The sequence below is a fragment of the Peptoniphilus sp. KCTC 25270 genome (assembly GCF_021012875.1).
In the GTDB taxonomy this organism is placed as follows: domain Bacteria; phylum Bacillota; class Clostridia; order Tissierellales; family Peptoniphilaceae; genus JAJMZJ01.
Map to the genome: position 1 here is coordinate 688001 of NZ_JAJMZJ010000001.1, position 15393 is coordinate 703393.

Below are 15393 nucleotides of genomic sequence, written 5' to 3' on the forward strand. Positions count from 1 at the left end.
TATTCTATCAAATGCTTAGAGCTCTGTCATTACTAAACTTCAGAATAAAAAAAGAAAAAGCATTTCTGCTTTTTCTTTTATTTATTCTGCTCTTTTTCTAGGTATTCCAAAAATAATTTGGCTATATTTTTATGGCCTTCTTCTGTTGGATGGATTCCATCAATATATAAATTGAAGTCCCCTAAAAATCCTTTTTCAAGAAGAATCCCTCTATCTTTTTCTATCTCCATTAATTTTTTTGTGTATTCAATTAAGGATTTATAATAAGAAATCGAAACAAAAGGATACTCTGTGTCAAAGGAAGGTACGGGAGGAATCAACAAGATTCCCTTCCCGCCTTTTTCTTCTATAGAATCCAAAATTTGATTGTAAATAGACGATACGTATTCTGGAGAATATCCTTCGATAAAATCGTTGGCTCCGCAAAGTACGGCTACACAATCATACGTTTCGTATTCCAATTCTTTCTGGATTTTTTCTAAAACTTGCTCCGATAGGAGCCCATTTCTTCCTATATTTACAATTTCTACATTTGGCAAGGCTTTTTGCACCAAAGAAACCCAATTGTCTTCCTCCATGACGCCAAAACCTTGGACTAGGCTATCCCCCGCAAATAAAATTTTATTGGGCAATGACTTTGTCCTCCACTTCTTTTGTTAATTTTTCAATGAATTCTTCCACTTTCATTGGTGGCAATTCTTCTCCCGCGCGAGTACGAACAGAAACAACTTGTCCTTGTTCTTCTTTTTCGCCAATTACTACCATGTAGTTTACTTTTTGCAATTGTGCTTCGCGAATCTTATAACCAATTTTTTCCGATCTTGCATCCAAATGGGCTCTTAACCCAGCTTTATCTAAAGCTTTTGTTACTTCTTCTGCATAGCCTAAGAATTTATCAGAAATTGGCATAACTTCTACTTGAACAGGGGCCAACCACAATGGGAATTTTCCTGCATAGTTTTCAATTAAGATTCCCATAAAGCGTTCCATAGATCCCATTAACGCTCTGTGAGTCATTACAGGTTGTTTCTTTTCTCCGTCTTCTGCTACATAAGTTAACTCAAAACGTTCTGGCAATTGGAAATCCAACTGAATGGTACCACATTGCCAAGTACGTCCAATGGAATCACGCAATTGGAAATCGATCTTTGGTCCATAGAAAGCGCCGTCGCCTTCATTTACTTTGTAATCAATTCCTTTGTATTCCAAGGCCTTTTCTAAGGCTTCAATAGCACGGTCCCATTGCTCATCGCTTCCCATGCTATCTTCAGGACGAGTAGACAATTCTACTGTGTAGTCAAATCCGAAAGTTTTGTATAATTCATCAGACAAATCGATGATTTTAATAATTTCTTCTTGAATTTGATCTGGCAACATAAATACATGGGCATCATCTTGTGTAAAAGTACGAACGCGGAACAATCCGTGTAATGCACCAGATAATTCGTGGCGATGCACTTGACCAAATTCCATTAATTTAATTGGGAAATCTCTATAAGAATGAGGTTGTGCTTGGTATACCAAAATAGAACCAGGACAGTTCATTGGTTTAATCGCATAGTCTTCCCCATCAATTTGAGTGAAATACATATTTTCTTTGTAGTGATCCCAGTGACCAGAACGATGCCATAAGTCTTCGTTCAAAATCATAGGGGTTTTGATTTCTCCATATCCACGTTTCAATTGAAGATCTCTCCAGAATTTTTCCAATTCGTTACGAATAATCATTCCCTTAGGATGGAAGAATGGGAATCCTGGTCCTTCTTCACGTAAAGCAAATAGATTTAACTCTTTACCAATTTTTCTATGGTCACGACGTTTCGCCTCTTCCATTCTTTCCAAGTATTCATCCAAATCTTTTTTCTTTTCAAAAGAAATACCGTAGATTCTTTGTAGCATCTTGTTCTTCTCATCGCCTCTCCAATAGGCACCAGCAATGGATGTTAATTCAACGGCTTTGATATTTTTTACATTTTCCAAATGAGGTCCTCTACATAAATCTGTATATTCTCCCAATTCATAAATAGAGATTACTTCTCCCTCATCCATTTCTTCAATCAATTCTACTTTATAAATATCGTTGCGTTCTTGGAACAATTTCAAAGCTTCATCGCGAGAAAGAACTTTTCTTTCAAAGGAAGGATTTTCTTTCACAATTTTTTTCATTTCGGCTTTGATTTTTTCCAAATCTTCATGGTTTAATTTTTGGTCTAAATCAATATCATAGTAAAATCCATTTTCAATGGCAGGTCCAATGGCAAATTTTGCCTCTGGATACAATCTTTGAATGGCATAAGCCATTAAATGAGCAGTAGAATGCCAGAAAATTTGTTTTCCTTCTTCGTCTTCAAATTTTACCACGCGGAATTCTCCGTCTTCTTCTACTTCTTCTGCTTTCCCCATAATGCGACTGTTAAATACCGCACCAACGCTGGCTCTTTCTAAGCCTTCACTAATGTCTAAGATCAAAGATTTAATGGACTGTTTTTCACTATATTCACGAACAGACCCATCAGGTAAAGTAATTTTGAACATAATTTCCTCCTAAAATACAAAAAAGTACCATTCGCCAAAGGACGAATGGTACCGTGGTTCCACCTTTTTTTATACTCAAATGAATGTAACGCATATCTTACGCTATCGATTAAGATAGAGCTCCGGGGTGGTTTTTCCACAAAGTTAAGAGCTTTCACCATCCTCTTATCGCTAATGGTTTGTGTACTTTTTCCCATCTGCTATTATTGTACTTAGTTTACCAAATTCATTCTCAATATTCAAGGGGATTTTTTCATATTATAACAAATATGGATCCTCTTCTGGATCGATGAAAGATTTTGGATCGTAATCGGTTTTGATTTCGTCCCAATCAGCCATAGAGCGATCTTCGCTCTCTACATCCAACTCAGGATGAGCGTTATTGGCCGCATAATTTCCTTCTTTTGAGTCTCGTTTTGGTAAATCCAAATCCACATCTTCTATATTGATATTCAAAGCTTTGGCTACGCCTTTTCCATATTCTTCATCGGCTAAATAACAAGATTGAATATAACGATGTTTGATTTGTAACGTAGAATCTGCCATATTGCGAGCGGTATTTTCGCACAATACTTGTTGCTGCTCTTTGGTCATAGCGCGATACAATTGTCCTGGTTGTGTGTAATAATCATGATCATCTTCACGATAATCGTAGTTATATACATCTCCTCCAGGAACTCCTGGTACGCCATGGCGAGAAGACTCTGTCCAGTTTCCATAAGAGTTTGGTTCGTAATGATTTTCTGAACCTAAATTTCCATCCACACGCATAGCGCCGTCTCTATGGAATCCATGAGGACATCCTACCCCTTTTGGACTATTTACTGGGATTTGATGATGATTTACGCCTAAGCGATAACGGTGTGCATCCCCATAAGAGAACAGACGACCTTGCAACATTTTATCAGGAGAAAAGCTAATTCCAGGAATTACATTGGCTGGTGTAAAAGCCGCTTGTTCTACATCTTGGAAATAATTTTCTGGATTTCGATTTAACTCAAATTCTCCCACTGGAATCAATGGATAATCTTTCTTTGGCCACATTTTTGTTAAGTCAAAGGGATTGTTTTCCATTGCATTTGCTTGTTCTTCTGTCATCAATTGTACATACATCTTCCATTTTGGGAATTCTCCCTTTTCAATGGCCTCATACAAATCTCTTTGATGGCTTTCTCGATCCTTAGAAACCACTTTTTCCGCTTCTTGGTCTGTCAAGTTCTGGATTCCTTGTTGACTGCGGAAATGGAATTTTACCCAAGTACGTTCGTTGTTCTCATTGATGAAAGAATAGGCATGGGAAGAGAATCCATGCATAAAGCGAAAAGAGGATGGAATTCCGCGATCGCTCATTACAATGGTTGTTTGCAAAAGAGCCTCTGGCAAAGAACTCCAGAAATCCCAGTTTGTATTTGGGCTTCTCATATTGGTTCTTGGATCTCTTTTAATAGCATGGTTCAAATCAATAAATTTCAACGGGTCGCGGAAGAAAAATACAGGCGTGTTGTTTCCAACCATGTCCCAATTTCCTTCTTCTGTATAAAATTTCAACGCAAATCCACGAATATCCCGCTCAGCATCTGCCGCGCCTCTTTCCCCGGCAACCGTTGAGAAGCGAGCAAACATCTCTGTCTTCTTCCCGATTTCAGAAAAGATTTTCGCCTTTGTATATTTTGTAATGTCATCGGTTACTGTAAAGGTTCCAAAAGCTCCACTTCCCTTGGCGTGCATTCTTCTTTCTGGAATGACCTCACGGTCAAAGTGAGCCATTTTTTCTAAAAACCAAACGTCCTCTAAAGCAACCGGTCCTCTTACACCCGCTGTCTTTATATCTTGGTTATTATCTACTGGAGCACCAGCAGCTGTACGAATTTCTGGATTTTCTCCTTTTCTATCATTTTTTGACGGCAAGGATTCCCCTAAACCATTTTTATCCATAGGATTCTTCATATTTTGCCTCCTTTGGCTTCTATCATTTGAAATATTCTGTTACTTGGATTGTTACCCCTCAAAAAAAGATTGAAACAAAAACCTCTCTTCCCTAAATTTAGGAAGAGAGGTCTTTTTTTATTGTTCACGAATCCATTCCGCGATATTTTCCAAAGGAAGAATTTCTTCCTCCCCAGTTTCCATATTTCGAATTTTGTATTCGTTCTTTTCAATTTCATCTCGGCCAACAACTATGGCATAAGGAATGTTCAATTGATCTGCGTATTTGAATTTTTTCGCTAACTTTGCTTTCTCTCCGTAAAAAATCGTTCTTACATTTCCATCTCGCAAAGCTTTTAGTACGGATAAAGATTCGTCCATGGTATCATCCATTGGAATGACAATGGCATCGGCAGAAGAGGTCTTCATCTCTTCTAATATTCCCGCTTCATTTAATTGGTAATACAAACGAGAAAGGCCAATGGAAATTCCCACTCCTGGCAAAGATTGTTTTGTATAATATTCCGCTAAATTTTCATAGCGTCCTCCACTACATACAGATCCAATGGAAGGATATTGATTCAATATGGTTTCATAAACAGTACCAGTATAATAGTCTAAGCCACGGGCAATGCTTAAATCCAGTTGAATGTGTCTTTCTTCCACGCCTAAGGATCTAGCAACGTGTAGAACTTCATTTAATTCCGAAAGGCCTAGGACAAATTGTTCGTTTTCAATTTTTAGATTGCTAAGTTGTTCCAAAATTTCGTCATTAGAACCTTGAATGGAAATAAATCCACGAATTTTTTCAATGGCTTCTTTGCTCAACTCAATTTTTTCTAATTCTTCTGCAACTTTTTCCCAACCAATTTTATCCAATTTATCAATAATACGAAGGACGTCTTGGGTATTTTCTACGCCAATGGATCCATAAAATCCACTTAAAATTTTCCGATTGTTCATGTGAATGGTGAAATCATCAAATCCTAAATCCAAAAAAGTTTGTTCAATAATAGATGGGATTTCCCCGTCGTTAAACAAGGCCAATTTCCCATTTCCAATAATATCAATATCGCATTGATAGAACTCACGGAAACGTCCTTTTTGTGCTCTTTCTCCACGATATACTTTCCCGATGTGGTAACGGCGGAAAGGAAAATTCAAATCACTAAAATGCTCTGCTACATAACGGGCCAAAGGAACGGTTAAGTCGAAACGCATAGCAAGGTTGGTGTCTCCCTTTTGAAATGCATAAATTTGTTTTTCTGTCTCGCCACCACCTTTTGCCAATAGAACTTCTTCTTTTTCCAAAACGGGTGTATCGATTGGCAAAAATCCTTTGGCTTCATAATTTTCACGAATGGTATCCATCATTTGATTAAAAACCAATTGATCTTCTGGCAACAGTTCCATAAATCCTGGTAAGGTTGATGGTTTTACTATTTTTGTCATGAATTTCCTCCTTGTAATACATACATTGCAATGGATGCTGCAACATTTGCATTTAATGAATCTACATTTTCGGACAAAGGAATTTCCACTCGATCCGTTGCCCATTTTTTTATTTCTACCCTTGGCCCTTTGGCTTCATTGCCCACAACCAAAATTATATTTTTTTCTTCTTTGATTTCTTCTAACTTGGCCGTCCCGCCTAAATCAAGCACATACATCTTTGTTCCTTGCGCCAAAATTTTTTGCAACGCTTCATCTTCAATGGTATAAATCGGCAAGCGGAACAAAGAGGCCATGGAAGAACGAATGGCTTTGGGGTTTGTACTTTCTACCGTATTGGGACCTAAAAATACCCCGTCAAAGGAAAAAGCTTCGCAAGATCGGATCATTCCTCCTAGATTCCCCGGATCTTGAATCCCATCTACATACAAATATTTCCCCTCTATAGACTCCCCCTCAAAGGGAAGGACTGGGTTTTTCACCATCGCAATAACGCCTTGAGAGGATTCGGTTCCTTGCAATTGAGAAAATAATTTTTTGGATAAGATATTTTTCGGAAGGGAGGCTTCTTTCAACAAGGAAAAGTCCTCTTCCATTTTTCCCTCTTCTCCTTCTCGATAAAAAAGACGTTCTACCATTCCAAATGGCAAAATTTCAGAAATGACCACGGGGCCTTCTACTAAAATTTTCCCTGTCAATAGACGGTTCTTTTTCTCTTTTAATTTTTTTGCCTTTTTGAACACAGGATTTTCTAAAGAATCAAGCTTCTTCATAGTGAACCCCTTCGATTTTATCAATTTGGGCTCGTTTCCCAAAGAAGAAGAGAGCGTCTCCTTCTTGAATGGTTGTTGTTGCCAAATCATTTACCAATAGATCATGATTTCTTCGAATCGCTATAACATTGATGGAATGATTGTTCCTTAAATGAATTTCTGACAAAGTTTTTCCAATCCAATTTTGGCTTGGAGTAAATTCTACCACACTATAATCGTCAGAAAGCTCAATATAGTCCATAATTCCATTGGAAGACAAATTGTGAGCGAGTCTCTCTCCCATATCTTTTTCTGGATAAACAATTTGATGAGCTCCCAATTTTTTTAATATATTGCCATAACGAGCAGTTGGCGCTTTGGCTACAATTAAAGGGATTTTTGCGTCTACACAGGCAATGGTCGCCATAATGGCTTCTTCCAAACTCGTTCCCATAGCAATAACAGCCACATCAAAATTGGATAATCCAATTTCATCCATGGCTCGATCATCCATAACGTCCATTTGGATGGCCGTTGTAACATCGTCTGCTACAGCCTTTACTCGCTCTTCATTAATATCAATCGCCAACACTTCATTGTGCAAATTATATAAAGTTCTTGCCACAGAGGAACCCATTCGTCCGCAACCAAAAACTACAAAACTTTTCATTTTTTCCTCCTAGCCTACCAAGAAACGCCCTTCTGCATAGCGATGTCTTTTCTTATGTCCACGGTGCAACAAGCCCATGGCAAAAGTGGTAGGGCCTACTCGCCCTAAAAACATTAATAACGATAAAATCAATTTGCTTCCCGCAGAAAGCTCCGGAGTAATTCCTAAGGTGACTCCTACTGTACCAAAAGCCGATACCGTTTCAAACAATACCTCCATAAAAGTGAATCGATTGTTTTCTATGCTTACAATTCCTACCGCTACAGCACAAATTAATAGAGTCGCAATAAAAAAGATAGAAAATGATTTTTTCACTACTTCTTCTGGAACTTTTCTGTGAAAAATATTTACACTCTCGTGTTCTTTCAATCCTGCAATCGTCCCGAAAATCAATATCGCCATTGTGGTTGTTTTTAAACCTCCTGCTGTAGAAGCAGGAGAACCGCCAATAAACATTAAGAAAATCGAAACAAATTTTGAAGAATCATTTAAGGCAGCCAGATTAATGCTATTGAAGCCTGCTGTACGGAAAATGGCCGATTGAAAAAAGGACGCCAACCATTTGTCTTTTTCTGAAAAACTTCCGACGGTACCTGGATTGTTCTTTTCAAGGATATACAATAACACAGTACCAAAGAAAAGTAAAAGAAAAGAAGTTGAAAGTACCAATTTTGTATGAGGCATTAGCCGTTTTCGCTCTTGTTTTCTTGTAAAATCCAAATAAACGGTAAATCCTAATCCGCCTAAAATAACTAAGAAAGCAATTACAAGATTTAACAATACATCACTATGAAAATCTACAAGTGAATTTCCAAAAATATCAAATCCGGCATTGCAAAAGGCGCTAATTCCATGAAAAATAGAATAAGCGATTCCCTTTCCAAGACCATATATGGGAATCAAGCGTATACTCAACAACAAAGCTCCTATAAATTCAATGAACAAGGAAGAAAGCAAAACAAATTTTATTAATTTTACCATTCCTGTCAAAGAACTCATATTTAGCTGTTCTCGTATGACCATTCTCTCTCTTAAACCAATTTTTTTCCCAACCAATACGGAAATAATGGCAATAATGGTCATCGTTCCTACTCCGCCAATTTGTATCAAGGAAATAATGATTACCTTGCCAAAAATCGACCATCCCTCAGCTGTATTACGAACGACCAATCCTGTTACACAAGAAGCGGAAGTAGAGGTGAATAATGCATTTACAAATCCTACCGATTCTCCGTTTGCTGATGCCATTGGTAAATTTAATAAAATCGCTCCAACAAAAATGAGAATTAAAAAGGACATCCCCAACAATAGAGGAGGATTTTTCCATATGCTTTCCAATACATATTTATTTTTCATTCTTTTCCCTCTGCAAAAAAAAACCCTTGGACAATCCAAGGGGTTTCAAAATCATTCTCCCTTAGCAATTTTTACCAATTGTGCAAATGCATCAGGATCATGGATAGCAAGCTCAGATAACATTTTACGGTTGATATCTACGTTTGCTTTTTTTAGGCCATCAATGAAGCGGCTATAGCTCATGCCGTTTTGTCTGCTTGCAGCGTTAATACGTGCAATCCAAAGTTTTCTGAAATCTCTTTTTCTTTGTTTTCTACCAATGTATGCGTAGCTTAAAGATTTCATTACGGCTTGATTCGCTGGTCTAAATAATTTAGATTTCGCTCCGAAATAACCTTTCGCTTGTTTTAAGATCTTTTTATGTCTACGATTTGTATTAATACCTCTTTTTACTCTTGCCATGGTAACCCTCCTCTTATGGTATCATGTGATCGATACGGCGTTGATCAGATGCTGAAACCAAAGAACCTTTACGAAGATTACGAATTCTCTTAGGGCTCTTTTTTCCTGTAATGTGACTTTTGTAAGCTTTGTATCTTCTTAATTTACCAGTACCGGTTCTTTTGAAGCGTTTCGCTGAAGCTCTGTGTGTCTTCATTTTTCCCATTTGGATTCCTCCTATTTTTCATTCAAAGGGCCAAAGAACATAGTCATACTTCGACCTTCCATTTTTGGCTTTTTATCAACTTGGCCATATTCTTTCACAAGATCTGTGAAATCATCTAGCACTCTTCTACCAATTTCAGTGTGACCCATTTCGCGCCCACGAAAACGAACCGACACCTTAACGCGATTTCCACTCTCTAGGAATTCTTTCGCCTTTTTGGCTTTGGTGTTCAAATCATGGCTTTCAATATTTGGGGTTAAGCGTAACTCTTTGACACTAATGGTATTTTGTTTTTTCTTAGAATCCTTCATTTTTTTCATCATATCGTAACGATATTTTCCATAATCAAGGACTCTACAAACTGGTGGTTTAGCATTTGGCGCCATATTCACCAAGTCCAATTGTTGTTCTTCTGCAATTTGTAGCGCTTTCTCAATAGGTACAATACCTAATTGTTCTCCCTCATGATCAATAAGGCGTACTTCTTTTGCACGTATTTCTCCATTGATTTGAAGTTCTTTAATAATCAAACACCTCCAAGGCATAAAAAAACGGGCATAAAAATGCCCGCACAAACTCATACTCGAATTCAACCTCAAAACTCTCGTCGTAAGGTGAGAAGCGGACTTCTACTTTTTCATTAACATAAATATCTTACCAAAGAAATATTCCCATGTCAAGACTTTTTCTTATCTTTTCAAAATCTACTTCCCGATAAAAATAGATTCTCGTCTTTTCAAATTTTTCTATATTCTTTTCCCATTTATTCTTTTTTATTTTTTTCAATAATGGAATTAATCTTTGTTTCCAAAAGATCGATAGCAACGCGATTGTGTCCCCCTTCTGGTACAATAACATCCGCATAGCTTTTAGATGGCTCTACGAATTGCAAATGAGCGGGACGAACCGTTTCTAAATATTGTTCAATTACCGATTCCAAGCTGCGACCACGGTCTCGAATATCTCGTTTGATTCGGCGAAGAACACGAACATCGCTATCTGTATCTACAAAAATTTTAATATCACACAAATTTCGAATGTTTTCATCGGCAAAAATCAAAATTCCCTCTACAAGAATAATTTCTTTTGGAACAATTGTAGTGGTTTCTTTTTTGCGATTGTGAACGGTGAAGTCATATTCTGGAACCTCTATGATTTTGTTATCCTTCAATTCCATAATATGTTGAACCAACAATTCATTATCAAAAGCAAAAGGATGATCGTAATTGGTTTTTATCCTTTCATCATAGGGCAAATCGCTTTGATCTTTGTAGTAATTGTCCTGACGTAAAATCAATGTTTTTTCTGGATCGATTAGATTCATCAATTGTTTCGTTACAGTACTCTTTCCTGATCCGGATCCTCCGGCGATTCCTATAATGACTGGTTTCATTTTTCATCCTCTTCCACTTTTTTTCTTAACATATCCTTTGGTGCAACCGGTCTATCTACTTTCATAGTATAAATCATACGAGCTCTTGGAGCAACCTCTATCTCTTCTCCATTCTCGTCTTTCATCCATTCTATTTTTTGGGTAAAATGCTCTTTTCCTGGCCCAAAAAACTCTACTTCTTCCCCGACAAAAACACGATTTCTCTGTTCAATGGTTGCAATTTGTGTCTCTTCATCATAATCCAAGACAATTCCCATAAAATCATAATTTCTTACGTAGGATTTTCGTTCATAGATTCCCTCTGGCCCTTTGGCTTCTCCATAATAAAAGCCCGTTGTGAAATCTCTATGGGATACTTTTTGAATTTCTTCCAAATACTTTGGATCGTATTGATAATTTTCCGGATCCGCGTAATAAGCATCTATAGCCATTCGATAAGAGCGAACTACTGTTGCTAAATAGTATTCACTTTTTACACGACCTTCAATTTTTAGGGAAGAGATTCCTGCCTCAATGAGTTCGTCTACGTGTTCTATCATACACAAATCTTTCGAATTTAGTATAAAACTGCCTTCGTCTTCTTGAACGATGGGATAATATTCCCCTGGGCGACTTTCTTCTACCAAATGATATTTGTATCGACAAGCTTGGGAACAATCTCCTCTATTGGCGTCTCGACCAGTCATATAGTTGCTTAGAAGACAACGTCCACTGTAACTCATGCACATGGCCCCATGTAGAAACGTTTCAATTTCAATCTCATTCCCTACTTTTTCTACTATTTTTTTGATTTCTTCTAAGCTTAATTCCCTCGCAAGTACAGCACGCTCTGCCCCTAAATCGGCCCAAAATTTTACGGAGTCGGAGCTAGTCAAACTTCCTTGAGTACTCATATGGATTGGAATATTGCACGCTTTTTTTACACGAGAGAACATTCCTGGATCAGCTACAATTACTGCATCTACACCAATTCGTTCCAAATCCTGCAAATACTCTTCAATTCCTTCCATGTCGTCTTCATGAGGAATAATATTTAAGGTTACATGGACAAATTTCCCTCTTTCGTGGGCGTATTCTACCCCTTTTTCCATTTCTTCAATAGGGAAATTCTTAGATGCCTTTCTTAGTCCAAAGGCCTCTCCCCCTAAATAAACGGCATCGGCCCCATAATCTATCGCTGTTTTTAATTTATTCAAATCCCCTGCTGGGGCTAGCAATTCAATTTTTTTCATGATTTCTCCTTACCAATAATATCCCATCTGCTACTGGTAACAAACTCGCTTTGTATCTTTTGTCCTTTAGAACTTCTGGCAAAAATTTTCGCATTCGTTTTACAATGGTCACTTTTCTTCTTACAAAAAGTTCTTCGTTGGCAATCATTCCATGAAACAATACATTGTCCAAAAGCATCACTCCATCTTTGGATAAATGTTCCATACCATATTGAAAATATTCTTCGTATTGCCCTTTGGCTGCATCGACAAATATAAAATCATAGGTTTCTTTGGTTTCTTTCACAAAATCCATTGCATCCATTACATGAAGCTGAACTTGATCTTCAATTCCTTGGTTGTGAAAATGGGTACGGGCCATAATCGCCATTTCCGGCATAATTTCTACTGTATCAATTTTTGCTTCCGGTAAAGTTTTTGCCATTAAAGAGGCTGAATACCCTATGGCTGTGCCAAGCTCTAAGATTTTTTGAGGTCGAATCGTTCCTAAGAAAAATTGTAGAAACTCTGCGATTTCTCGTTCTACAATTGGAACGGCGTCTTCCTCTGCTATAGCACGCATTTTTTCCAAATATTCATCTTGAGAAGGAAGAATTTCTTCTAAATATTCCTCAATGTATTTTTCTACTACGTTGCTCATTTTATCACCTAAAAACAGCCGGCAATGCCGGCTATTATAATTCCATAATGATTGGTAAAATCATAGGATTTCGTCTTGTTTTCTTAAATAGGAAAGAGCGTAAATCTTCTCGTACTGCTGACTTAATAGAGGACCAATCCTTTACATTTTGTGTCTCACAGTTTTTCAACGTTCTATTTACCGCCCCTTTTACATCTTCCATTAAATCTCCCGATTCTCTTACATAGACAAAACCACGAGAAATAATGTCAGGACCCGCTACAAGCTTTCCATCTTTTCGATTCATTCCCAATACAACAATAATCAAACCATCTTCGCTTAAATGTTTACGATCTCGAAGTACGATGTTCCCAACATCTCCTACTCCTAAACCATCCACTAAAACTTGTCCTGCTGGTACAGAATTGGTAATCTTTGCACTATCGTGTCCCATTTCAAGACAATTTCCATTTTCCAATAAGAAAATATTGTTTTTGTGTACGCCCATTTTTTGCGCTACTTCAGCATGTTTTTGTAAATGCTTAACTTCTCCATGAATTGGAATGAAATATTTTGGTTTAATAATGTTTAAGATTAACTTATGTTCTTCTTGGAAGGCATGTCCCGAAACGTGAATTTCTGACAAAGATTCATAAATTACTTTTACCCCTTTGTCCAAAAGTTTGTTAATTACATTATTTACTGCCGACTCATTCCCTGGAATTGGATGAGAAGATAGAATAATTACATCCTCTTTTAGCAACTGGATTTTTTTGTGTTCTCCAGAAGCAATACGAGACATGGCAGACATAGGTTCCCCTTGGCTACCGGTTGTAATCAAAACAATTTGTTTTGCATTGTATTTATTCATATCTTTAATGTCTACAATGGTATTTGGCTTAACTTTCAAATATCCCAAACGTTGCGCCACGCCCATTACATTTACCATACTACGTCCACTTAATACGACTTTTCGGTTGAATTTTTCTGCTGTATTGATAATTTGTTGAATTCTAGAAACGTTAGAGGCGAAAGTAGCAATAATAATTCGGTTATTGCGCATTAAGGCAAACATTCGATCAAAGGTATTTCCTACTTTTCGCTCACTCATGGAAAAACCTTCTCGCAACACGTTGGTGGATTCACTAAATAACGCCAGTACACCTTTGCTTCCAATTTCCGCCAAACGATTCAAATCAATGGGTTCTGAATCAATAGGAGTGAAATCAATCTTAAAGTCCCCTGTATGAACAAGCGTTCCTACAGGAGTGTTAATTGCTAGGGCAGAAGCATCTGGAATGGAGTGATTTACACGAACCCATTCTACTTCAAATTTCCCTAAGCGAACTTTTTGCTTGTGGCTTACGGTTACTAGTTTTGTTGAACTTAACAAGCGATGTTCCTTTAATTTGTTTTCCAATAAACCCAAAGTCAGTTTTGTACCATAAATTGGCACATTGATTTTTTTCAAGAAATAAGGAATGGCTCCAATATGGTCCTCATGTCCATGGGTAATTACCAACCCCTTAATCTTATCTTTTTTCTTTTCCAAATACTTAAAATCAGGAATGACTACATCAATTCCCGGCATATCTTGCTCTGGAAAAGTCATCCCACAGTCAATAAGAATAATATCGTCGCGATATTCTAAAACGGTAATATTCTTACCTACCTCACGCATTCCTCCCAGTGGAATAATGCGTAATTTGTTATTGTTTTTCATTCTTCGTTCCCTCCGATTCCTGACGGCAATCGCAGCAAACTCCATAGAATTTTAGATTATGATCTGTGATTTTGAAAGACTCTTTTTCTTCGATTTGTTCTTCTAATGATTCCAATAAATCTACATTTACCTCAATAATTTTATTGCATTGAGTACAAACCAAATGATGATGGGTATGAGCATCGTCCTCTTTTTTCAACTCATATCTCGTTATCCCATCTTCAAAAGTAATCGCTGAAATCAACCCCAACTCTTCCAATACAAGAACGGTTCGATAAATCGTTGCAATGCCGATTTCAGGCATGACTTTTAAAGCCTCTAAATAGACTTCCTCCGTTGTCATATGCACGTTGCGATTTTCTACAAAAATCTCATAAACAGACTCTCTTTGTTTTGTATATTTATATCCTTTGTTTTGTAAAATTTCTTTGATTTCTCTGTGCTCTTTCAATTGATCACCCTATTGAAGATTTTCTTTTAGCAATTCTTCGTACACTTCTACAGCGACTTTTAATTCTTCTTCTCCAACTCCCGCCAAGAAGGCTTCCCCGTTTTCATCGTAATCGATACGAAGAATATAGGTATCTGCCTCTAAATCCTCAGCAGGCATCATCGCTACATAATCAATGTCGCCTACGGAAAATTGTGCTTTGATTATAAATTCTACTTCGTTTCCCATTTCATCATAAAATAAATGTCGTTCCATCTCATTCCTCCTTATTGGCATCCATATAGGACTGAAGGATCAATGTAGCGGCCAATTTATCTATATGCTTTTTGCGATTTTCCCGTCTTACATTACCTTCGATTAAAACACGTTCTGCTGATACACTCGTCAAACGTTCGTCTTGGTAAACTACTTCCATTCTAAATTTATTCTTTAACTTCTCTGAAAATTTAATTGTCTTCTCGCCTTGAGGCCCAATGGTATTGTTCATATTCTTCGGCAATCCAACAACAACTTTCTCTATATTATGCTCTAAAATCAATTGATGCAAAATTTCATAATCCTTTTTATTGGATTCTCTGCGAATGGTCATTACTCCTTGAGCAAAAATCCCCAAAGGATCAGAAATGGCTACACCAATGGTTTTATCGCCAATATCTAAACCCATTAATCGTTTCATG

17 protein-coding genes and 1 other annotated feature are annotated in these 15393 nt (G+C 37.3%); all 17 genes read right to left on the reverse strand.

Annotation, left to right across the window (positions count from 1 at the left end; translation table 11 throughout):
* Positions 1-77: 77 nt before the first annotated feature.
* Positions 78-632: a GDSL-type esterase/lipase family protein gene (locus LQU94_RS03385; protein WP_230635268.1), complete on the reverse strand. Its 555-nt coding sequence runs from the start codon at positions 630-632 to the stop codon at positions 78-80.
* Complete coding sequence (gene thrS, locus LQU94_RS03390) at positions 622-2535, reverse strand: threonine--tRNA ligase (RefSeq protein WP_230635270.1); 1914 nt, start codon at positions 2533-2535, stop codon at positions 622-624. Before thrS ends, LQU94_RS03385 begins: the two co-directional genes overlap by 11 nt.
* A gap of 258 nt (positions 2536-2793) precedes the next feature.
* On the reverse strand, positions 2794-4482 hold the full coding sequence (locus LQU94_RS03395) for a catalase (protein WP_304622577.1): 1689 nt from the start codon (positions 4480-4482) through the stop codon (positions 2794-2796).
* 117 nt (positions 4483-4599) lie between these two features.
* Positions 4600-5913, reverse strand: coding sequence for a histidine--tRNA ligase (gene hisS, locus LQU94_RS03400; protein WP_230635272.1), 1314 nt, complete (start codon positions 5911-5913; stop codon positions 4600-4602).
* On the reverse strand, positions 5910-6686 hold the full coding sequence (locus tag LQU94_RS03405) for an RNA methyltransferase (RefSeq protein WP_230635274.1): 777 nt from the start codon (positions 6684-6686) through the stop codon (positions 5910-5912). Before LQU94_RS03405 ends, hisS begins: the two co-directional genes overlap by 4 nt.
* Positions 6673-7335, reverse strand: coding sequence for a TrkA family potassium uptake protein (locus LQU94_RS03410; protein WP_230635276.1), 663 nt, complete (start codon positions 7333-7335; stop codon positions 6673-6675). Before LQU94_RS03410 ends, LQU94_RS03405 begins: the two co-directional genes overlap by 14 nt.
* Before the next feature lie 9 nt (positions 7336-7344).
* The gene (locus LQU94_RS03415; RefSeq protein ID WP_230635277.1) at positions 7345-8691 is read right to left on the reverse strand and encodes a TrkH family potassium uptake protein; all 1347 of its coding nucleotides are present in this window, start codon (positions 8689-8691) and stop codon (positions 7345-7347) included.
* Between the two features lie 51 nt (positions 8692-8742).
* The gene (gene rplT, locus LQU94_RS03420; protein ID WP_230635280.1) at positions 8743-9093 is read right to left on the reverse strand and encodes a 50S ribosomal protein L20; all 351 of its coding nucleotides are present in this window, start codon (positions 9091-9093) and stop codon (positions 8743-8745) included.
* A gap of 13 nt (positions 9094-9106) precedes the next feature.
* On the reverse strand, positions 9107-9298 hold the full coding sequence (gene rpmI, locus LQU94_RS03425) for a 50S ribosomal protein L35 (RefSeq protein ID WP_230635282.1): 192 nt from the start codon (positions 9296-9298) through the stop codon (positions 9107-9109).
* A gap of 11 nt (positions 9299-9309) precedes the next feature.
* Positions 9310-9843, reverse strand: coding sequence for a translation initiation factor IF-3 (infC, locus tag LQU94_RS03430; protein ID WP_230696365.1), 534 nt, complete (start codon positions 9841-9843; stop codon positions 9310-9312).
* Positions 9836-9939 (reverse strand) — a sequence feature (ribosomal protein L20 leader region). Its footprint overlaps the gene before it by 8 nt.
* A gap of 122 nt (positions 9940-10061) precedes the next feature.
* The gene (gene udk, locus LQU94_RS03435) at positions 10062-10691 is read right to left on the reverse strand and encodes a uridine kinase (RefSeq protein ID WP_230635284.1); all 630 of its coding nucleotides are present in this window, start codon (positions 10689-10691) and stop codon (positions 10062-10064) included.
* Positions 10688-11923, reverse strand: a complete 1236-nt coding sequence (locus LQU94_RS03440; protein ID WP_230635285.1) for a U32 family peptidase — start codon at positions 11921-11923, stop codon at positions 10688-10690. The genes udk and LQU94_RS03440 overlap by 4 nt, the downstream gene beginning before the upstream one ends.
* A complete protein-coding gene (locus LQU94_RS03445) occupies positions 11910-12563 on the reverse strand; it encodes an O-methyltransferase (protein ID WP_230635287.1) in 654 nt (217 codons plus the stop codon). The genes LQU94_RS03440 and LQU94_RS03445 overlap by 14 nt, the downstream gene beginning before the upstream one ends.
* Positions 12564-12597: 34 nt before the next feature.
* Positions 12598-14265: a ribonuclease J gene (locus LQU94_RS03450; protein ID WP_230635289.1), complete on the reverse strand. Its 1668-nt coding sequence runs from the start codon at positions 14263-14265 to the stop codon at positions 12598-12600.
* On the reverse strand, positions 14252-14716 hold the full coding sequence (locus tag LQU94_RS03455; RefSeq protein WP_230635292.1) for a Fur family transcriptional regulator: 465 nt from the start codon (positions 14714-14716) through the stop codon (positions 14252-14254). The genes LQU94_RS03450 and LQU94_RS03455 overlap by 14 nt, the downstream gene beginning before the upstream one ends.
* Positions 14717-14725: 9 nt before the next feature.
* Entirely contained in the window at positions 14726-14971 is a 246-nt protein-coding gene (locus LQU94_RS03460) for a DUF1292 domain-containing protein (protein ID WP_230635294.1), read from the reverse strand.
* 1 nt (position 14972) lies between these two features.
* Positions 14973-15392, reverse strand: a complete 420-nt coding sequence (gene ruvX, locus LQU94_RS03465) for a Holliday junction resolvase RuvX (RefSeq protein ID WP_230635296.1) — start codon at positions 15390-15392, stop codon at positions 14973-14975.
* Position 15393: the final 1 nt, after the last annotated feature.

What these genes read in the sequence shown, in the direction of transcription:
- ruvX (WP_230635296.1), bottom strand. Translation starts at nt 15,392, where the DNA reads ATGAAACGATTAATGGGTTTAGATATTGGCGATAAAACCATTGGTGTA.
- LQU94_RS03445 (WP_230635287.1), bottom strand. Translation starts at nt 12,563, where the DNA reads ATGAGCAACGTAGTAGAAAAATACATTGAGGAATATTTAGAAGAAATT.
- LQU94_RS03395 (WP_304622577.1), bottom strand. Translation starts at nt 4,482, where the DNA reads ATGAAGAATCCTATGGATAAAAATGGTTTAGGGGAATCCTTGCCGTCA.
- LQU94_RS03440 (WP_230635285.1), bottom strand. Translation starts at nt 11,923, where the DNA reads ATGAAAAAAATTGAATTGCTAGCCCCAGCAGGGGATTTGAATAAATTA.
- rplT (WP_230635280.1), bottom strand. Translation starts at nt 9,093, where the DNA reads ATGGCAAGAGTAAAAAGAGGTATTAATACAAATCGTAGACATAAAAAG.
- LQU94_RS03450 (WP_230635289.1), bottom strand. Translation starts at nt 14,265, where the DNA reads ATGAAAAACAATAACAAATTACGCATTATTCCACTGGGAGGAATGCGT.
- hisS (WP_230635272.1), bottom strand. Translation starts at nt 5,913, where the DNA reads ATGACAAAAATAGTAAAACCATCAACCTTACCAGGATTTATGGAACTG.
- LQU94_RS03415 (WP_230635277.1), bottom strand. Translation starts at nt 8,691, where the DNA reads ATGAAAAATAAATATGTATTGGAAAGCATATGGAAAAATCCTCCTCTA.
- infC (WP_230696365.1), bottom strand. Translation starts at nt 9,843, where the DNA reads ATGCCTTGGAGGTGTTTGATTATTAAAGAACTTCAAATCAATGGAGAA.
- LQU94_RS03410 (WP_230635276.1), bottom strand. Translation starts at nt 7,335, where the DNA reads ATGAAAAGTTTTGTAGTTTTTGGTTGCGGACGAATGGGTTCCTCTGTG.
- thrS (WP_230635270.1), bottom strand. Translation starts at nt 2,535, where the DNA reads ATGTTCAAAATTACTTTACCTGATGGGTCTGTTCGTGAATATAGTGAA.
- udk (WP_230635284.1), bottom strand. Translation starts at nt 10,691, where the DNA reads ATGAAACCAGTCATTATAGGAATCGCCGGAGGATCCGGATCAGGAAAG.
- LQU94_RS03405 (WP_230635274.1), bottom strand. Translation starts at nt 6,686, where the DNA reads ATGAAGAAGCTTGATTCTTTAGAAAATCCTGTGTTCAAAAAGGCAAAA.
- LQU94_RS03460 (WP_230635294.1), bottom strand. Translation starts at nt 14,971, where the DNA reads ATGGAACGACATTTATTTTATGATGAAATGGGAAACGAAGTAGAATTT.
- rpmI (WP_230635282.1), bottom strand. Translation starts at nt 9,298, where the DNA reads ATGGGAAAAATGAAGACACACAGAGCTTCAGCGAAACGCTTCAAAAGA.